The organism is Nitratireductor rhodophyticola (assembly GCF_019891355.1).
In the GTDB taxonomy this organism is placed as follows: Bacteria; Pseudomonadota; Alphaproteobacteria; order Rhizobiales; family Rhizobiaceae; genus Nitratireductor; species Nitratireductor rhodophyticola.
Genome location: NZ_JAHSSF010000003.1, coordinates 809,809 through 828,517, shown reverse-complemented (window position 1 = coordinate 828,517; position 18,709 = coordinate 809,809). Strand labels below are relative to the sequence as shown.

The window sequence follows — 18,709 nt, the reverse complement described above, 5'->3', positions numbered from 1 at the left end:
GATACTGGGCCCGCCGACTTTGCGCGTGACACGCTGCAGGGCAGGCAAGAATGTTGTTCGAAGCGGATCTGGAACAGATCAGGAGACGATCGGCGGGCGAAACAATCCGAAGGCCAGGGGCGGGTGGGGCGCGTAACCCGCCGGCTCGGTCAGGGGAGCAGGTGTCGGATGAACGAGCACTGCGTGGATCGGCGGAAGATAATGACAGTCCATCACACAGCCAGAAGACGCGGAGGCACTGCCATCATCCGAACCTGAACAGCAGCGCATCTGTCCCATGTCCGCTGACTGCGCTATCGCGGTGGTCGAACCATCGCCCACAGCCACCTGCATCGCGGGAATCGATCCCGCGAGGATGAAGACAGCCAGCAGCAAGAAGGTCAAAGCCGTGCGCATGGCCATGCTTTTAGCCTGCGGCGAGGAGAAAATCCATGAAAAGCGCAGACTGCCAGTGCGGCTATCTGCGCCTCCACCCAAGCCGCGCCTCGATCCTGCGTGCGCTCTTCTGGACAAGATCTTTCAGGTCGGGTTCGTCCTGATCGACCTTGTGATCGGGAACCACGATCGAGATCGTCGCCCGGCAGGCCCCTTCTCCATCAATGATAGGGGCTGCGATGCATGCGACGGAAAAGTCCGATTCTCCGGCCTGGATGGAGAGCCCCTCTTCATAGGCCCGGCGTGCGGCCTGCGAGAGGGCCGCCACATCGGTTTCCGCATTTCCGGTGGGTGACGGGCGGATCGCCGCCGAGAGCACGGCCTGACGCTCATCTTCCGGCAGATGACCGATCAGAAGACGGCCCGATGCGGACCAGTTGAGCGGTGTGCGGGAGCCGACGCGCGATGAAACCTGAAAATGGTCGGGACCATCGACCATGGCAAGAACCACCATCTGATCGCCGTCACGACCGCAGATCTGCACTGTCTCTCTGGACGCAAGCGCCAGATCCAACATCTCCTGATTGGCTGCAGAGAGCAGGTCCAGCCGGCGGGCGTAGGTCAGGCCGTAGTGATAGAAGCGCGGTCCGAACCACAGGGCGCCATTGTCCTGCCGGTCGAGGATTTCCTTGCCGACCATGTCTTCGACCAGGCCGTAAATGGTCGATGCCGGCGCGCCGACGGCGCGCGCGATCTCATAGGCAGTGGCCGGCCGGTCGGACTGCTGGAGAAAATCCAGAATCTGCAGGATTCGGTCGAGTGCGCTCGTTCGCGTGCGCTTTTCGCGCGGTCCGTCCGTGGTGGGCTGCATATTCACCGTATCGCCTGTCCCGTTGGTCAACCGGCCGTCTATAGCACCTGCTTTCAGTCCGGCCAATTCAGCAGCCCGGCCTCCAGCCGCATGGCACGCTCGGCAAAAGAACTCACCAGCGGCTCCGGCGCGGCTGCGGCATGGTCCAGCTCTTCGGCGATGCGGCGGGCAACAACGGCCTCCTCGTCCGGATGCAGGTTGCAGGGATCGAGGAAGAGATAGTTGTGCTCGGCCTCATGATCGCGGACGATGATCGGCGGATCGCCCGCCGCCAGCCGGTCTGCGAGATCCCACGCCGTAATGCGTGCAATGTTCGGGTCGATGTCGATCCGCAGGCGATCGAGCGGGTTGCCGGTCGGGTCCGGCGTGATGCGCGCAGCAATGCCGGGCCGTCCCTCAAGCGTCTTGGCCCAAAGATCAAGCGCCTTCCGCTCGCGCGCCCGAATGCCGGCATGATCGCGGTTCTCCCAGGCTTCGAGCGCGGCGATGACGCCCGCTATACCCTCCTTGCCGACCTTCATGCCACGGCCGATGCCGAGGTTCTGCAGATAGGCGGCCCGGACAAGCGCCCTGCTGCCTGCAATGATGGCGGAAGTCGGTCCGCCAAGGAACTTGTGACCCGAATAGAGCACCACATCGGCGCCGGCGGCCAGAAAGCCCGTCAGGTCATATTCCGAAGCGGCATCGACGATCACCGGAACGCCCTTTGCGTGTGCCGTGGCGATGAAGTTGGCGAGTGGAATCTGTCCGTATTCGACAACGTGATGCGACACCACATAGACGGCAGCCGCCGTGTTCTCGGTGATGGCACCGGCAAGCTGATAGGCATAGGCGCTCGTCGCCTGCCCCACCGGCACGACTTTTGCGCCGGAAAGCCGGATCGCCTGATCGATGGGCGCTCCATAGCTCACCAGATGCCCGGCCTGCACCACCACCTCGTTGCGGAGCCCGGTGGTGTCCGGCAATCGCTCGATGGCCGCAAGATCGCTTCCGGTCATGGCGGCGGCAACCGCGAGTGTGATACCCGCCGAACAGGACGCGGTGACACATCCGGCTTCAGAACCGGTCAGCCGCGCGATGGTCCTGCTCGCCATGCGCTGCAGGTCGGACATTTCCGTCCACTGACCAAGCACGGAGGCGACCGTTTCGATGGCCTGCGGCACGACGATGGAAGCGCCGAGCGAGGTCATCGTGCCCGACACGTTGATGACCGGGCGCAGGCCGAGCCTGGCGCGAATGTCGTCATTGGGCAGCATTTTCATTGTCCTCTATCGCTATAACGGCTTCGATCTCGACGGTGATCCTGCCCGGCAGCGACCCGAATCCGACAGCGGAACGCGCATGAACGCCGCGCTCGCCGAAAACATCGATGAGCAGGTCCGAACACCCGTTTATCACGGCCGGGTGCTCTGCGAACTCGGGATCGGCATTGACCATGCCAAGGAGCTTTACCACACGTCTGACGCGCGAAAGGTCTCCGAGCGCCGCCTGCATCACGGCAATAAGGTTGATGCCCGTCAGGCGCGCGTGCCGGTAGGCCTCTTCCGCAGACACGTCGGCGCCGACCTTGCCGGTGTGCTGGCTGCCATCGGGCTCTGTCGGCCCCTGGCCGGAGAGAAACAGCAGGCTCCCCTCCTGCACATGGGTCACAAAATTGGCCACTGGCGGCGGCGGAGGAGGAAGAACGATCCCCAGTGCCTCGAGACGATCGTAGGGCGTCGTTTCCGGGCGTTTGGCAAGCTCGGAAAAACTCATGCGGGAACTCCAAAGGTTCGAGTGTCTTGTTGCCCGGTCAGGGTGACTGGCGGGCGCGACGAGAAATGCAGAACAGGGTATGGTTGCCTTCAGCCTCCGCACTTTCCCGGACACTCCGATGCAGGCGGCTGCATCTCATGCAGGACAAGGCTTCAGGCCCGACATTCGTTCTCTCCTGAATATTTCATTATTATGAAATATAATTCTCTATAAAAGAAGGATAAGCGATGCGCGCACAGTGTCAAGCAGGCGCGTGTTTCCACGCGCCTGCAAACAGGGCAGTTATTTTCGGAACAGGCCGAACAGCCCGGAACGGATGTCAGAAGCCGACGATTCGCTCAGGCAGCCAGGTTGCGAGCGCAGGGAACGCCACCACCAGCAGGAGCGTCAGAACCTGCAGCAGAATGAATGGCAGAACACCGCGGCACATCTCGCCATAGGTCATGTTCGGGGGAGCAATCGACTTCAGATAGAAGATCGACGAGGCCATGGGCGGCGTCAGATAGCCTGTCTGGATGACTATGAGCACCAGCGTTGCGAACCACACCGGGTCAATGCCGGCAGCGCGGATGAACGGTGTGAACAGCGGCACGCAGATGAGCACATTGGCCGTCCAGTCGAGCACAAAGCCGAGGATGAAGACCACAGCCAGGAAGAACACAATCATGCCCGTGGGGCCGAGCCCGGCGCCGTCGATCACCTCGCGGATCAGCCGCGCCCCGCCATTGGCGGCGAAGGCGCCCATGAACATGGTGCCGGCGGCGACGATCAAAAGGATCATCGCTGAAATCCGCACGGTGATCGCCAGCGATTCCCGCAGCATTGCAATCGAAAAGCGCTGATTGACGATGCAGAGGGCGAGCGCACCGGCGGCACCCACGGCGGCTGCCTCCGTCGGCGAGGCGATGCCGGCCAGGATCGAGCCGAGGACGGCGACGATCAGGAGCACGACCGGCAGAAGGACCGTGGCCGTCAGCCGCAGTTTTTCGGCAAGCTCCACAGGCTCCTCGACCGGATCGTTGTCATCGGGTTTTGCCGGGTAGAGCAGGCCGTGGATGAAGATATAGGCGAGAAAAAGCACAACCATCAGCAGGCCGGGCAGCATCATGCCCGCCAGAAGCTTGCCCACCGACATCTGCGCAAGCGAGGCATACATGACGGCAATGACGGAGGGCGGGATCATCGTGCCCAGCGACCCGCCGGCGCAGATCGTGCCGGCAATCAGCGTGTTGCCATAGCGCGCCTTCTGCATCGCAGGAATGGCCATCATGCCGATCATCACCTCGACGGCGCCGACCACACCGGCGGCGGCTGCGAAGATCGCGCCCATCGCGATGGTTGCCAGCGCGAGCCCACCGGGCAGGCGCGAGAGCCAGAGATTCATCACCCGGAACAGGCGCTCGGCAATGCCGGAACGTTCGAGCAGCGCACCCATCAGGATGAACATCGGGATCGCCGAGAGAATGAAGTTCGTCGAGGCCGAATAGAAGGAGCCATAGAGCTGGTTGAACGCGACGGAGCCGAAGGCCGCCAGGCCCGCACCGACCGCGACGATGGTGAGCGAAAACGCGATCGGCAATCCCAGAAGGATCAGCGCGAACAGCGCCGGAAACATCAATCCTGCAATGAGCATGTCAGGTCTCGATCTTGAAGCTGTCGTCGTCGCGCGGGTCGGTGAGAGCCCGCAGCCCTTCGGCAAAGAGCTGGAGCGCCAGCGCGGAAAGCCCGATTGCCAGCGCGCTGTAGAAGGGCCACATCAAGGGCGCCCACGGGCTGACATGCTCCACCTCGCCGGTCATCCAGGCGCGCCACGCGCGCTGGCCGGCGATGGATGCAAGCCACACGAAGACCGGAAAAAGGACGACGAGAAAGGCCAGGCCATCGATCGCGCCGCGCACCCGTTTGGGCATGCGCGACGAGAGGAAATCGATGCGCACATGAGCGTCTTCGCGCAGGGCCTGCGCCGCGCCCAGAACGAAGAGCACGCCGGTGCTCATATAAGCGATGTCGAAGGCCCATAGCGTTGGCGCGCCGAATATGTAGCGCGCCACCACTTCGTAGAGCATGGAGGCGATCAGGATCAGCACCATCGCCTGCGCGACGATGTTCAGACTTGCCGAAATTCGATCCGCGACCGCGAGGACAGCACGTTTCAAGATCGCCTCCCGCCGGCTTACTTTTCGTTGCGGATCAGATAGCCGCTCTGTTCGGCCCAGCGATCCTCATAGGCGAGGTAGCCTTCAAGGATTTCGGCCATGCGGGGCTTGCCCTCGGCCTTCTGGGCTTCGGCCGTTTTCTTGATCCAGTCGCGGCCCGCATCGGACAGTTCTTTCTGGAAGGCCGCATCGAGCTCGATCACCTCGGCCTTGCTGGCGCGAAGCGTCTCCATCGCCTTCATGTCCTGATCGTAGAAGTGGACCAGAGACTGAAGCGTGGTCAGCTCGGCGGCCGCTTCGATCTTCGCCCTGAGCGCTTCGTCAAGCGCATCCCAGGTTTCCTGCTTGACCACGACTTCCCAAAGGAAGGTGGGCTGATGGACGCCCGGCACGACGATATAGGGTGCGGCCTCGTGGAAGCCCTCCGGCAGGTTGCCCGATGGCGGACCCCATTCGATGGCATCGACGCCCTTGCGCTCCAGCAGGGTGTAGATTTCACCCGGGGGCACAACGGTCGGCACCGCGTCGAAATAGTCGCGCATCACCTCGGCCCAGGGGCCGGAGGTGCGGTATTTCAGGCCCTTGAGATCGGCCGCGCTTTTGATCGGCTTGTTGGCATGCGCCATGATCTCGGAGGAGCCGATGCCCACGACGAGCGACTTCAGGCCTTCTTCCGCACGGATCTCGGCGAGCTTTTCCTTGCCGCCCTCTTCAAAGATCCAGGTGGAATAGGCTTCGGGACCCATGCCGCCGGGGAAACCGGCAAAAATCGCGTTCACCGGATCCTGATTGACCAGATAGCTCGGTGTCGAGTGACCTGCTTCGACAATGCCGTCCTTGACGCCGTCATAGACCTGCAGCGCCGGCACAAGAATGCCTGCGCCAAAGGGCTGGATTTCGACAGCGCCGTCGGTCAGGAGTTCCACATTGTCGGCAAAACGCTCGAGAAAATTGACGTAGAAAGGCGACCCCTCGGGGACCGACGTCGGTACGCGCCAGGTCACTTCCTGCGCCTGCGCGCCAAACGTCGCAAACGCCACGGCCCCGGCCAGGGCCAATCGCTTAAGGCTGAGAAACATCTCAACTCCTCCATTGTTATTTTTTAAGACCCGGTGAACCCGTCCGGGATGCACTCAAAATTTATACATCTCCAATTCTCCATGTCGACAAAAAAAATAATTAAATTTTTTAAGCGGCTTTGCACCCTTCCGCACTGTCGGATCGCTCTACCAGAAACAAGAAGGCGCGGCACACATCGCCGTGTGCCACGCCTCGCCATCGTTGCAACGGCAGGTCCTCAGGGTCAGCCCAGCGCATCCTCCGGCAAAAGGGCCGCTGGCATGTTCTGGTAGCAGACCGGGCGCAGGAAACGCCTGATGGACAGCGTCCCGACGCTGGTGGCGCCGAAATTGGTGCTGGCCGGATAGGGGCCGCCATGGACCATGGAGTCGACCACCTCGACCCCGGTCGGGAATCCGTTGACGAGCAGCCGTCCCGCCTTGCGCTCAAGAACGGGGCGAAGCGCCTGGGCCGCAGCGACGTCGCCTTCGTCTAGGTGCAGCGTCACGGTCAGCTGCCCTTCCAGAGCGCGGGCGATAGCCTCGATCTCTTCGGCAGTGCCAGCGCGCACCACCAGTCCGAGCGGACCAAAGACCTCATGATGCAATTGTGGATTTTTAAGGAACTCCGCTGCCGTGGTCTCAAAGAGCGCCGGCGAAGCCTTGCGCCCCTCCGCTTCGGCCACCATCACCGGGCGCGCAGCACCGCTTTGCGCAACCTGATCACGTCCCGCATTGAACGCCTTTGCGATTCCGTCGGTCAGCATCACCTGTGCATCCACCTGCTTCAGCCCGTGTGCCGCAGCGTCCACGAAACGGTCGGCTGCGTTGCTATCCATCACAATCGCAATGCCGGGGTTGGTGCAGAACTGTCCCGCGCCCATGGTCAAAGACGCAGCCCAGCCGCGCCCGATCTCCTCGCTCCGCGCTTCAAGAGCGTGCGTAAGAACGAACATCGGATTGACCGATCCCAGCTCTCCGAAAAAGGGGATGGGCTCCGGTCGTGCCGCACACAGGTCGAACAGCGCACGGCCGCCCGCCAGGCTGCCCGTGAAGCCAACGGCCTTGATCAGCGGGTGCTGCACCAGCGCCTGGCCCACGCTGCGGTCGCCGCCCTGGATGAGCGAGAACACACCGGCCGGCATGTCGCATTTCTCGATGGCCGCCCTGATCGCCTCGGCGACGATCTCACCGGTTCCCGGATGCGCCTCATGCCCTTTCACCACGACCGGGCAGCCAGCCGCCAGCGCGGCGGCCGTATCGCCGCCCGCCGTCGAAAATGCGAGCGGGAAATTGGATGCGCCGAAAACGGCAACCGGGCCGATTGGACGCTGCACCATCACCAGTTCGGGCCTCGGCGCGGGCTGGCGATCCGGCAGAGCCTCGTCGTGCCGGCGGTCGAGATAATCCCCCTTGCGGATGTGGGCTGCGAAGAGGCGAAGCTGGCCGGATGTGCGGCCGCGCTCTCCTTCGAGACGCGCGGCGGGGAGCCCGGTTTCCTGTGTGCCGATCTCGGTGATGTCGGCGCCACGGGCTTCAATCTCATCGGCGATGGCCTCCAGAAACGCAGCCCGTTCCTGACGCTTGCGACGCGAATAGGTCTCGAAAGCAGCTTCCGCCGCCTGAACGGCCCGATCGACAAGGTCAGGGGTGCCCATCGCAAAGCGATGCGCCGGACCATGCGCCGGGGACGATTCGAATGTGTCGTCGCCAGCGGTCCACTCGCCGGCTATCAGGTGCTTTCCGTGTGGGGTGAAGGGCATCGGTCCCCTCCTTCAATTTGAGTTTCGGATCATCTGGCGCAGGCAGGAAGCGCTGGGTTATGACTTGTGCATCTTGCATAGGCTGTCATCTGCATACAAAATGTATGCAAGATTGCAACCCGGCAACCGGAGGAAAGGATATTTTATGACCGAGACCACGCTGGCCATCGGCGACCTCGAGCACATTGTCGAGGCGATCATGCGCAAGGGAGGCCTGTCGCCGCTCCATGCGGGCGCGCTCACACGGGCAATCGTGGCGGGAGAGCGCGACGCCTGCAAATCCCACGGCGTCTACCGTGTCGAGGGCTGCCTGCGCACCATCAAGGCCGGCAAGGTCGTACCGGATGCCGAACCTGAACTGACCAGCGATGACAGCGCCATCGTGCGCGTTGCGGCAAAGGGCGGCTTCGCCAATGCCGCTTTCGAGCTCGGCGCCCCGGTGCTTGCCGAAAAGGCCCGGCAGTTCGGGCTCGCGGCCCTGGTCATCAACGACTGCACACATTTTTCGGCTCTCTGGCCCGAGATCGAGGCGCTGACCGCGCGTGGGCTTGCCGCCATGGCCATGTGCCCGAGCTATGCCAGCGTCGCCCCTTCCGGCGGCAGCGGCCCGCTTCTGGGCACCAACCCGTTCGCCTTTGGGTGGCCACGGCCCGGCAGGACCCCCTATGTGTTCGACTTCGCCACCAGCGTTGCGGCACGCGGCGAGATCGAGCTTTATCGCCGTGCCGGCAAGCCCCTGCCGGAAGGCTGGGCGATCGACACGGACGGAAAACCCACGACGGACCCGGAAGCCGCGCTCAATGGTGCGATGCTGCCCTTTGGCGGGCACAAGGGATCGGCCATCTCGACCATGATCGAGCTGCTTGCCGGGGTGATGATCGGCGATCTGACGAGCCCAGAAGCGCTGGAAGCGCTTGGCACCACCGCTCTGGCACCGGCCCATGGCGAGTTGATCCTGGCCTTCGACCCGGCCCGTTTCGCACAGGGACGGGCGGGCGACCCGATGGCGCGCGCCGAGACCCTGTTTGAAGCCATGGTGGGCCAGGGCGCGCGACTGCCCTCTCAGCGCCGGTTTGCCGCTCGGGAGAAAGCACTTGCCGAAGGCATCCGCCTCACAGCCGAGGAAATGGCGCTGCTTGAACGCCTGCGCGAGAAGGGCCTCGACGCTGTTTAAACACCGGAGCCCTCCCGATCCGGGAGGGCTCTTCGATAAGATCAGGCTGCGTATTTTGCCACAGCGCCCGGCAGCTTGCTCCAGTTCGCGTACCAGTCGCGGAACAATTTGTACTGGGCTTCGGCATAGCCACGCTGGCTCTCCGAGAGTTCATCCGTCTCATTGAAGTGCAGACGATATTCCTCGTCTCCGTTCAGCACCATCAGGTATTTGTAGTAGAGAACGAGATCCGCCCCCTCATCGAAGGAGGAGAGCACTGCAAGCGCTGCATCGAGCTCGGAAGCCCGCTGACGCGCATCCGCATCGCCGGCCGCAGCGGCCTGGCTCAGCGCGACGAGATGCAGGACTTCGCGGGGAAGCACATTGCCGATGCCGGTGATGGCACCATCGGCGCCGCAGTTGACGAAGCCGTGATAGACCGTGGTGTCGACACCGATCATCAGCTTGATGTCAGGGTCGCCGCTGGTGATGTTCTCCGCTGCATAGCGCAGATCGGCTGCGCCGCCGAACTCCTTGAAGCCGACCAGATTGGGATGCTCGGCACGCAGGGCGAAGAAGAGGTCCGCCCGGGTGGCAAACCCGTAATAGGGGCTGTTGTAGATCACCGCCGGCAGATCGGGCGCAGCCGAAAGAATGGCCTTGAAGTGGTTCCGCTGCGCGGCCGGCGAGCTGCCGCGCGACAGGACACGCGGGATGACCATGAGACCCTCGGCACCGACCTCGGCCGCATGCGCCGCATGGGCCACGGCGCTTGCCGTGTTCACCGCACCCGTGCCGACGATGACCGGCACGCCGGCCTCAACCAGCCGGGCAACACCTTCCATGCGCTGCGCGTCGGTCAGAAGCGGCCAATCGCCCATGGATCCGCAATAGACCACGGCGCGCATACCGGTATCGATCAATTCCTTCCCCTTGCGCACCAGCGCGTCGAAGTCGGGGCTGCGATCCGCCTTGCAGGGGGTCATCAGAGCGGGAATGCATCCCGAGAAAATATGATTGGTCATGCCGATCTCCTTCAAATGCCTGATCTCTTGCGCCGCAATGCATCCGCAGCCGGCCGCTCACAGTTTGGATCGCCAGCAAAATATCACTTGTATTTTTTTTGTCGACACAAATTTTCGCGCAGCGGCACTGCTGCATTTCAGGGGCGGAGCGCTTTCCTGGGTTTTGATGCTAAAGCGCGATCTTCTGGCGGTGGTCGCGGGCGATCATGTTGCGAATCTGCTCAACAATCTGGTCAGCATGTTCATTGGCCAGCGCATCGGCCTTTTCCACATTGCGCGCCTCGATGGCCGCGATCATGTCCTCGTGCTCGACGACATAGCGCTGCGGCAATTGATCGTTGAACGAGGAATAATAGAGGCGAAGGAGCCGGCGCCCCTCATCGAGCAGGCGCAGAAACAGGCTTTCATAATAGGGGTTGCGGGCCGCCGCAGCGATGGCCGCGTGAAACTCGCGATTGGTGGCGATCATCGCCAGCGCGTCCTGATCCTCGACGGCTTTGGCAAACTCGGCCTGACGGGCGCGGATCGTGACGAGATCGTCCGCCTGATGATTGAGCGCGGCGAGCCGCGTTGTCACACGATACATCAGCGTCAGCGCATCGAAGAATGTGTGCAGGTTCAGGAAGTCGATATTGGCGACCACGGTGGAGCGGTTGGGCAGGGTCGTGACCAGCCCCTCGCCCGCCAGACGCACCAGCGCCTCACGAATGGGCGTGCGCGACATGGAAAGACGCTGCGCAAGCTGGATTTCGTCGATCGGGGTACCCGGCGCCAGCGCGAGGTCCAGTATTTCGTCACGCAGCACATTGTAGACGAACTGTACGCCGGAACCGCGCTTGCGTTCGGCGGGTTTGCGCGTGGCGGCTTCGGACATGTCTGATCCTCATGTGTACAAGAAAAATACTGTTAGGAATGAAAGGGCGTGATCGTCAAGTGCGCACGAAGCCTGTCCGCTGAACTTGACCCGACAGGGCCGGGCCGGGGCCAAACCGCTCGAAAGATGCTCGGCGGTCGTCAGTCCCCGCCGACGACCGACCATCCGACCGGTCCACCCCTTTGCTCAATCGGCTTTTGCGAAATGCGCCATCTGGTCCGCATGGGCTTTTTTAAAAGCGGGCCGGTCCGTGATCCGCGTTACATAGGCTTCTGTTGCCGGGCGCTCACCGAATGACCGGACCCTGGTGATGCGCAGGGCATCAGCCATAAGCAGATCGGCGACCGTGAAGCGGTCGGCTGCCAGCCATTCCCGTTCAGCGAGTACGTTTTCCATATGGCCAAGGCGGCTTTCCAGCCAGCCGGTCAGATGATTCTGCTCTGCGCCCCTCACCTCCAGAAACCACCAGGGGACAGAAACCATTTCGACCGAATTGAGCGCGGCGACCAGCCATTGCAGGGTCTGCGCTTCCCCGGCAGGGTCTCGCGGCATCAGCTTTTCGCCTTTCCGGGCCAGATGCAGCAGGCATGCGCCGCTCTCGAACAGTTCGAGGTCACCATCGCTCAGAAACGGAACCTGACCGAAGGGCTGGTGCGCGAAATGCTCCGGTCCGCGATCTTTGAAAGGGACGGTGCGAACGGCGTAGGCCAATCCGGCCTCCTCGCATGCCCATCTCAGCCTTAAGTCGCGCACAAAACCGCGGGGACCTTCCGGAACCCAGTCATACGTCCAGACAATCAGATCACTCATGACATCCAATCCAGTTCAACCGGCGCTCCCCAGGCGGCATGGTGCCGCCGGCACGATTGCCTGATTTTCCCCGCGGATCAAGGTGCGTGGAGCAGCGCCCCGAAGGAGCGGTCGATCTGTCGGAATTTCAGAGGAAAAATGGTGGAGCCAAGGGGAGTCGAACCCCTGACCTCTTGAATGCCATTCAAGCGCTCTCCCAACTGAGCTATGGCCCCACACTCCGGCAATATGGCCGGTCGCCGTCTCCGGCGAAGAGGTCCGGAAGGCCCGCCGGGCCAACCGTGTGGGCGGCTTCTAAACCCGCCCGGCGGGAAGATCAAGCCCCGATTTGCACCCCGCGCCACTTTTGACACGGGGCCGAAGCCATTCTTCCCGCATGCGCTGAAAAATCAGCTCTCGTCGTCGTCGTCACCGACGCCGATGAAGTCCTTCACATCATCGTCATCGTCGTCTTCGTCGTCATCGAGGAACGTGTCGTCTTCATCGTCGCCGAGGTCGACATCATCGTCATCATCATCGCCGTCGAGATCCGGGATCTCTGCCTTGTCGCTGGACGATGCCTCATCGTCGGCGTCTTCAAGCGACACGACTTCCGGTGCATCTTCCTCGCCGTCCAGCTCCTTTTCCTCCACTTCGTCTTCTTCATCCATGGAGGTGTCGCCGCCGGCCTCGAAGAAGCTGCGCGGATAGGTCTGGCCCGTATAGGGCGAAACAATCGGGTCCTTGTTCAGGTCGTAGAATTTGCGGCCCGTTTCCGGGCAGACGCGTTTTGTTCCGAGTTCCGGTTTAGCCACCTTGCTGCCTCATCGTCTTGCGGTCGGCCCAGCCTGCGACGGCTCCATCGCGGCCGGCACCGGAAGCGCTTCCTGCCTTACTGAAAATTTCGGTCCCCATAACGGCAAGTCGCGCACCTGTCAAAGCCTAATACGCACCCTGGAAAGGCCTCTCCTCCCAAGGTCCACTCTCTTTACAACCCCGACAGGGGCCATCCGTCAACCGGGGGATGACCGACTATCCTCATCATGCTAGAGCGAGCAGGCAAAATCCTCGAATAATCTGCCGCCCGGCAGAACGCCTATCATCAGGGACCAGACAATGCACACGACCGAGCCGCGCCCCATGAGCGCCAGAAGATCAGACGCCCTTTCGGGACGGGCCCGCGTGCCCGGCGACAAGTCGATTTCGCACCGGGCGCTGATGTTTGGCGGCCTGGCGGCCGGCGAGACGCGCATTACCGGTCTTCTGGAGGGCGAAGACGTGCTGCGCACCGGCGAAGCCATGAAGGCCATGGGCGCGACCATCGAGAAGCGCGGCGATGAATGGATCGCCACCGGCACCGGCAACGGCGCCCTGCTCGAACCCAAAGAGCCGCTCGATTTCGGCAATGCCGGCACAGGCGTGCGGCTGACCATGGGGCTCGTCGGCTCTTATGACATGACGACGCGTTTCATCGGCGACGCCTCGCTCTCCAAGCGTCCGATGGGCCGCGTGCTCGATCCGCTGAAGGAAATGGGCCTGCAGGTGGTTTCCGCCGAGCCGGGCGACCGCCTGCCCATCACGCTGCGCGGACCGAAACACGCAGCGCCCATCTCCTACCGGGTGCCGATGCCTTCGGCGCAGGTGAAGTCGGCAGTGCTGCTCGCCGCGCTCAACACGCCGGGCGTGACCACGGTGATCGAACCCGTGGCGACCCGCGACCACACCGAGAAGATGCTGGCCGGCTTCGGCGCGTCGCTGGAAGTGGAGACCGACGCCGATGGCGTGCGCCATATCCGCATCGAGGGCCAGCCGAAGCTTACCGGCCAGACCATCGCCGTTCCCGGCGACCCGTCTTCGGCTGCCTTCCCGCTCGTGGCGGCCCTGATCGTGCCGGGCTCGGAGGTGGTCATCGAAAACATGCTCATGAACCCGACGCGCACCGGGCTCGTCACCACGCTGATGGAAATGGGTGCTGACATCGAGATCCTCGACCGCCGCAATGAAGGCGGCGAGGACGTGGCCGATCTGCGCGTGCGCGGCTCCGAACTCAAGGGCGTGACCGTTCCGGAAGACCGCGCGCCCTCCATGATCGACGAATATCCCGTGCTTGCCGTGGCGGCCTCCTTTGCCGAGGGCGACACGCTGATGCAGGGGCTGGAAGAGCTGCGCGTCAAGGAATCCGACCGGCTTTCGGCTGTCGCCGACGGGCTCAAGGCCAATGGCGTCGACTGCGAAGAGGGCGAAGCGTCGCTCAGGGTCACGGGCCGCCCGGGCGGCAAGGGGCTTGGCGGCGGCACGGTCCAGACCCATCTCGACCATCGCATCGCCATGAGCTTCCTCGTCATGGGACTGGCGACCGAAAAACCGGTCACCATCGACGATCAGGCGATGATCGCCACCAGCTTTCCCGATTTCACCGCGCTCATGACGCGGCTCGGCGCAACACTGGACTGACACCTGGACCGGAATGGGAGAGAGCAAATGACCGGACTGAAGGTAGCCATGATCATTGGCGGCGGCAGCGGCATGGGTGCCGCGGCGGTCCGCAAGCTGGCAAAAAGCGGTTTTGAAGTCGCTGTCATGTCATCCTCCGGCAAGGGCGAGGCGCTTGGCAGGGAGCTTGGCGGGGTGGGCTTCACCGGCTCCAACCTCTCGCCCGACGATCTCAAGCGCTTCACCAACGCGACGATGGAGCGTTTCGGCCGCATCGACGCGCTGGTGAACGGTGCCGGCCACGGGCCCAAGGGCGATGTGCTCGATATCTCCGACGAAGACTGGCATCAGGGCATGGAGGTCTACCTGCTTAACGTGGTGCGCGCCACACGGCTCGTCACGCCCATCATGCAGGCGCAGAAATCGGGCGCCATCGTGAACATCTCCACCTATGCCACCTTCGAGCCGGAAGCGGCCTTTCCGACCTCCGGCGTGTTCCGCGCCGGGCTTGCCGCCTTCACCAAGCTCTTCTGCGACAAATATGCGGGCGAGGGCCTGCGCATGAACAATGTGCTGCCGGGCTTCATCGATTCCCTGCCGGAAAAGGAAGACCGCCGCGCGCGCATTCCCATGGGCCGCTATGGCACGGTGGAAGAGGTGGCCGAGCTCATCGCCTTTCTTGCCGACGAGAAATCCAGCTACATCACCGGCCAGAACATCCGCATCGATGGCGGCATCACACGCTCGGTCTGACGACATGGACGGAAGATTGACCATCGCCATCGACGGGCCGGCCGCCTCCGGCAAGGGCACGCTCGCGCGCCGGCTGGCGGCGCATTATGGCCTGCGCCATCTCGACACCGGGCTCACCTATCGCGGTGTTGCAAAGGCGCTAATCGAGGCCGGCCAGCCGCTCGACGACGAGGCGATTGCCGAAAGGGCCGCGCGCGCGCTCGATCTAGGCGCGCTCGACCGGACCGTGCTTTCCGAACACGGCATCGGCGAGGCCGCCTCGAAAGTGGCGGTGATGCCATCGGTGCGCACCGCGCTTGTCGACAAGCAGCGCGCCTTTGCGAGCGCCCCGCCCGGCGCCGTGCTGGACGGGCGCGACATCGGCACGGTGGTGTGCCCCGATGCCGATGTGAAGCTCTATGTGATCGCAAGCGCCGAGGTGCGCGCCACGCGCCGATGGCGCGAGATCGAGGCCGGTGGCGGCAGCGCCGACTATGCGCAGATCCTCGCCGATATCGAGCGGCGCGACGCCCGCGACATGGGCCGGAAGGACAGTCCGTTAAGGCCGGCGGACGATGCGCACTTGCTCGATACGAGCGAAATGGATATAGAGACGGCGTTCCAGGCGGCCTGCAAACTGGTGGATGCCAGACTGGCAGCCCGGAACGAGAACTGAAAGTCTGAACTGAAAGAACCGTCTGCCACGCATTCTTTGCGCCGGATCCGCCGCTTCACGCGGCGCCAGAGCGATCCGCTCGGATGCATGACCGACAAACGCAACACAAACCACCGGCGCTTTGCCCCGACTGAAACCGAAGGGGCTTTTCAGGAGCATCAATGTCAGAACTCAATCCGTCTCGCGATGATTTCGCGAGCCTTCTCGCAGAATCCTTCACCGAACGCGACGCCGCCGAAGGCTCTGTCGTAAAGGGCCTCGTCACCGCCATCGAAAAAGACATGGCGATCGTCGATGTCGGCCTCAAGGTCGAGGGCCGTGTGCCGCTCAAGGAATTCGGCGCGAAGGGCAAGGAATCCGATCTCAAGGTCGGCGACGAAGTCGAAGTCTATGTCGAGCGCATCGAAAACGCGCTTGGCGAAGCCATGCTGAGCCGCGAGAAAGCACGCCGCGAGGAAAGCTGGGTCAAGCTGGAAGCGAAGTTCAACGCCGGCGAGCGCGTCGAGGGCTTCATCTTCAACCAGGTCAAGGGCGGCTTCACCGTCGATCTGGACGGCGCCGTGGCCTTCCTGCCGCGTTCGCAGGTCGACATCCGTCCGATCCGCGACGTCACCCCGCTCATGCACACCCCGCAGCCCTTTGAAATCCTCAAGATGGACAAGCGCCGCGGCAACATCGTCGTGTCCCGCCGCACGGTTCTCGAAGAGAGCCGCGCAGAGCAGCGCTCCGAGATCGTCCAGAACCTCGAAGAGGGTCAGGTGGTCGAAGGCGTGGTCAAGAACATCACCGATTACGGTGCGTTCGTGGACCTGGGCGGCATCGACGGCCTGCTGCACGTCACCGACATGGCATGGCGCCGTGTCAACCATCCGACCGAGATCCTCAACATCGGTCAGACGGTCAAGGTACAGATCATCCGCATCAACCAGGAAACCCACCGCATCTCGCTGGGCATGAAGCAGCTCGAGGCCGATCCGTGGGACGGCATCGGCGGCAAGTACCCGCTTGGCAAGAAAGTCATGGGCCGCGTCACCAACATCACCGACTACGGTGCGTTTGTGGAGCTGGAGCCGGGCATCGAAGGCCTGATCCACGTTTCGGAAATGTCCTGGACGAAGAAGAACGTTCATCCGGGCAAGATCCTCTCCACCACGCAGGAAGTCGAAGTGGTGGTGCTGGAAGTGGATCCGGTCAAGCGCCGCATCTCGCTCGGCCTCAAGCAGACGCTCGAGAACCCCTGGGAGGCATTCGCCCGCAACCACACCGTCGGCTCCGTTGTCGAGGGCGAGGTCAAGAACAAGACCGAGTTCGGCCTGTTCATCGGTCTCGATGGCGATGTGGACGGCATGGTTCACCTCTCCGATCTCGACTGGAACCGTCCGGGCGAGCAGGTGATCGAGGAGTACAACCGTGGCGACATGGTGAAGGCGCAGGTTCTCGACGTGGACGTCGAGAAAGAGCGCATCTCGCTCGGCATCAAGCAGCTTGGCCATGACGCCATTGGCGAGGCCGCTGCTTCCGGCGAGCTGCGCAAGGGTGCCGTGGTGACCTGTGAAGTGACCGGCGTGAAGGACGGCGGCCTTGAGGTTCGCCTTGTCGATCACGACGTCGAAAGCTTCATCAAGCGCTCCGACCTGTCGCGTGACCGCGCCGAGCAGCGCCCCGAGCGCTTCTCCGTCGGCCAGAAGGTGGACGCCCGCGTCACCGTCTTCGACAAGAAGACCCGCCGCATCAGCGTCTCGATCAAGGCTCTGGAGATCGCGGAAGAGAAGGAAGCCGTGGCACAGTTCGGTTCCACCGATTCCGGCGCCTCCCTCGGCGACATCCTCGGCGCAGCCCTGAAGAACAAGGGTGGCGACGAATAAGCCTCAGCGCTTTTTCGGACGACAATGAAAGACCCCGCCGGAGCGATCCGGCGGGGTTTTTTGATGCTTCGAAAAAATCTTATTTTATGTAAAAAATATTTTATTACGAGTTAATCAATAAAAATCATTGACAGCCTATACATGACCAATAGATACTGGATTTTATTTTATTATTTAAAGAATTTTTATTTATGATTATATCGTTGGAATTTTTTGATACCTCTCTTGCGTCGGATTTTAGCTTTGGCGGTGGCGGCGGCTCAGGCAATGAAAGAGCCGGTTCCGGCAATCCTGCAGGAGGCTATATAGGGGCCGCTATCGGCGGCCTGGTGGGCACCACGCTGGGTGCCAGCATCGGGCCTGCCGGCGCGATTGGCCTCGGCGCTGCGGCGGCCTCGATAGGTCAGGATGTCGGCGGCAGTATCGGCTCTGATCCCATGGGTGGATACGGCCCAGGTTCCGGCGTTTCTATAGGCGGACCGCAGCCTTAGCAGGGCTACTCAGCGCACATCCGATTGCTTTGTTCGCGCCGGTCACGATGAAAAATTCATATCTTTTACAAAATATACCCGAATATTCTCCATGACATACAAGATAATATTTATCGTAATATCCATTATAGCGGCGCTATACATATCGGATAATTACCACATTAGCGGCGGGTTCAGATACATCTTCATCGGCCTGGTTGCGCTGATATCCTCATTGATTGTGAGGATCGGACAGTGAATCAACGCCAGATATCAGCGCAGAACCTCATTGCCTGAAGTGCTGGACTTGGCTGGCGCCCCCGAGGGAGGCACTGCCGCCCGGAAATAGGTGGCGCCCTCCCTCACCAATGCGGCGGCTTGGTCACTGGCACATCGCCCGCCGTCTGCTCCTCCAGCTCCATGAAACGCTCCGAGAGCCGATCGAGCTTTTTCTTCAGCGCTTCTGTCTCGCGCCACTGGCGCGTGAGCTCGGCGGAAAGCTCTTCGATGGTCTTTTCCTGCTCGGCGGCCAGGATTTCCAGCTTTGTGATGCGGTCTTCGCTCATGGCGCGCTTCTTTCTGCGGTTTCGGTGCATTCTCGCCTGCGGAAATTGACAAGCAAGGCCTGATTTGTCGAGAGTGCCTGAGGTGCCTTTCGCCCGGGCTGCCTCGCGCCATGTCCTCCCGCACCGGTTGGCAGGCGGCGGGCCCGCG

At 62.4% G+C, this 18,709-nt stretch carries 19 protein-coding genes and 1 tRNA gene; 6 read left to right on the top strand and 14 right to left on the bottom strand.

The features are described from left to right. Positions 1 to 78 precede the first annotated feature (78 nt). From KUG85_RS15105 to KUG85_RS15070, 8 genes are all read right to left on the bottom strand, one after another. Positions 79 to 402 carry a hypothetical protein gene (locus tag KUG85_RS15105; protein WP_223005784.1) on the bottom strand — a complete coding sequence of 108 codons (324 nt, stop codon included), beginning with the start codon at positions 400 to 402 and terminating at the stop codon, positions 79 to 81. Between the two features lie 55 nt (positions 403 to 457). Next, positions 458 to 1,276, bottom strand: coding sequence for an IclR family transcriptional regulator (locus tag KUG85_RS15100; protein ID WP_007008532.1), 819 nt, complete (start codon positions 1,274 to 1,276; stop codon positions 458 to 460). A gap of 23 nt (positions 1,277 to 1,299) precedes the next feature. Beyond that, a complete protein-coding gene (locus tag KUG85_RS15095; RefSeq protein ID WP_223005783.1) occupies positions 1,300 to 2,502 on the bottom strand; it encodes an aminotransferase class V-fold PLP-dependent enzyme in 1,203 nt (400 codons plus the stop codon). Then, a complete protein-coding gene (locus KUG85_RS15090) occupies positions 2,489 to 3,001 on the bottom strand; it encodes a RidA family protein (protein WP_223005782.1) in 513 nt (170 codons plus the stop codon). Before KUG85_RS15090 ends, KUG85_RS15095 begins: the two co-directional genes overlap by 14 nt. Positions 3,002 to 3,320: 319 nt before the next feature. Further along, positions 3,321 to 4,634, bottom strand: a complete 1,314-nt coding sequence (locus KUG85_RS15085; RefSeq protein ID WP_223005781.1) for a TRAP transporter large permease — start codon at positions 4,632 to 4,634, stop codon at positions 3,321 to 3,323. Between the two features lies 1 nt (position 4,635). Further along, on the bottom strand, positions 4,636 to 5,157 hold the full coding sequence (locus KUG85_RS15080; RefSeq protein WP_223005780.1) for a TRAP transporter small permease subunit: 522 nt from the start codon (positions 5,155 to 5,157) through the stop codon (positions 4,636 to 4,638). Positions 5,158 to 5,174: 17 nt separating this feature from the next. Further along, positions 5,175 to 6,236 carry a TRAP transporter substrate-binding protein DctP gene (gene dctP, locus KUG85_RS15075; protein ID WP_223005779.1) on the bottom strand — a complete coding sequence of 354 codons (1,062 nt, stop codon included), beginning with the start codon at positions 6,234 to 6,236 and terminating at the stop codon, positions 5,175 to 5,177. Positions 6,237 to 6,460: 224 nt separating this feature from the next. Continuing rightward, entirely contained in the window at positions 6,461 to 7,978 is a 1,518-nt protein-coding gene (locus KUG85_RS15070; RefSeq protein ID WP_223005778.1) for an aldehyde dehydrogenase (NADP(+)), read from the bottom strand. Between the two features lie 145 nt (positions 7,979 to 8,123). Between KUG85_RS15070 and KUG85_RS15065 the strand changes: the two genes are divergently transcribed. Further along, positions 8,124 to 9,152 (top strand): Ldh family oxidoreductase, encoded by a 1,029-nt coding sequence (locus KUG85_RS15065; RefSeq protein WP_223005777.1) that lies wholly within the window; start codon positions 8,124 to 8,126, stop codon positions 9,150 to 9,152. 41 nt (positions 9,153 to 9,193) lie between these two features. Here KUG85_RS15065 and KUG85_RS15060 read toward each other — a convergent pair whose 3' ends face one another. The 5 genes from KUG85_RS15060 to KUG85_RS15040 all read right to left on the bottom strand — a co-directional run bounded on the left by KUG85_RS15060 (position 9,194) and on the right by KUG85_RS15040 (position 12,634). Next, complete coding sequence (locus KUG85_RS15060; RefSeq protein WP_065817070.1) at positions 9,194 to 10,156, bottom strand: dihydrodipicolinate synthase family protein; 963 nt, start codon at positions 10,154 to 10,156, stop codon at positions 9,194 to 9,196. Positions 10,157 to 10,325: 169 nt separating this feature from the next. Further along, a complete protein-coding gene (locus KUG85_RS15055) occupies positions 10,326 to 11,030 on the bottom strand; it encodes a GntR family transcriptional regulator (protein WP_223005776.1) in 705 nt (234 codons plus the stop codon). A 186-nt stretch (positions 11,031 to 11,216) separates the two neighbouring features. After that, the gene (locus tag KUG85_RS15050; RefSeq protein WP_223005775.1) at positions 11,217 to 11,840 is read right to left on the bottom strand and encodes a glutathione S-transferase family protein; all 624 of its coding nucleotides are present in this window, start codon (positions 11,838 to 11,840) and stop codon (positions 11,217 to 11,219) included. 139 nt (positions 11,841 to 11,979) lie between these two features. Beyond that, a tRNA-Ala gene (locus tag KUG85_RS15045) sits at positions 11,980 to 12,055 on the bottom strand. Positions 12,056 to 12,229: 174 nt separating this feature from the next. Beyond that, the gene (locus tag KUG85_RS15040) at positions 12,230 to 12,634 is read right to left on the bottom strand and encodes a TIGR02300 family protein (protein ID WP_223005774.1); all 405 of its coding nucleotides are present in this window, start codon (positions 12,632 to 12,634) and stop codon (positions 12,230 to 12,232) included. Positions 12,635 to 12,935: 301 nt separating this feature from the next. On the opposite strand from KUG85_RS15040, the gene aroA reads away from it, so the two are divergent. The 5 genes from aroA (at position 12,936) to KUG85_RS15015 (ending at position 18,016) form a co-directional block, all read left to right on the top strand. Beyond that, positions 12,936 to 14,273: a 3-phosphoshikimate 1-carboxyvinyltransferase gene (gene aroA / locus KUG85_RS15035; protein ID WP_223005773.1), complete on the top strand. Its 1,338-nt coding sequence runs from the start codon at positions 12,936 to 12,938 to the stop codon at positions 14,271 to 14,273. A gap of 27 nt (positions 14,274 to 14,300) precedes the next feature. Further along, the gene (locus KUG85_RS15030; RefSeq protein ID WP_223005772.1) at positions 14,301 to 15,005 is read left to right on the top strand and encodes an SDR family oxidoreductase; all 705 of its coding nucleotides are present in this window, start codon (positions 14,301 to 14,303) and stop codon (positions 15,003 to 15,005) included. 4 nt (positions 15,006 to 15,009) lie between these two features. Next, positions 15,010 to 15,660: a (d)CMP kinase gene (gene cmk / locus KUG85_RS15025; RefSeq protein ID WP_223005771.1), complete on the top strand. Its 651-nt coding sequence runs from the start codon at positions 15,010 to 15,012 to the stop codon at positions 15,658 to 15,660. Between the two features lie 161 nt (positions 15,661 to 15,821). Beyond that, entirely contained in the window at positions 15,822 to 17,525 is a 1,704-nt protein-coding gene (rpsA, locus tag KUG85_RS15020) for a 30S ribosomal protein S1 (RefSeq protein ID WP_223005770.1), read from the top strand. Positions 17,526 to 17,728: 203 nt separating this feature from the next. After that, complete coding sequence (locus KUG85_RS15015; protein WP_223005769.1) at positions 17,729 to 18,016, top strand: hypothetical protein; 288 nt, start codon at positions 17,729 to 17,731, stop codon at positions 18,014 to 18,016. Between the two features lie 341 nt (positions 18,017 to 18,357). Here the strand turns inward: KUG85_RS15015 and KUG85_RS15010 are convergent, their stop codons facing one another. Then, on the bottom strand, positions 18,358 to 18,561 hold the full coding sequence (locus tag KUG85_RS15010; protein ID WP_007008515.1) for a SlyX family protein: 204 nt from the start codon (positions 18,559 to 18,561) through the stop codon (positions 18,358 to 18,360). Positions 18,562 to 18,709: the final 148 nt, after the last annotated feature.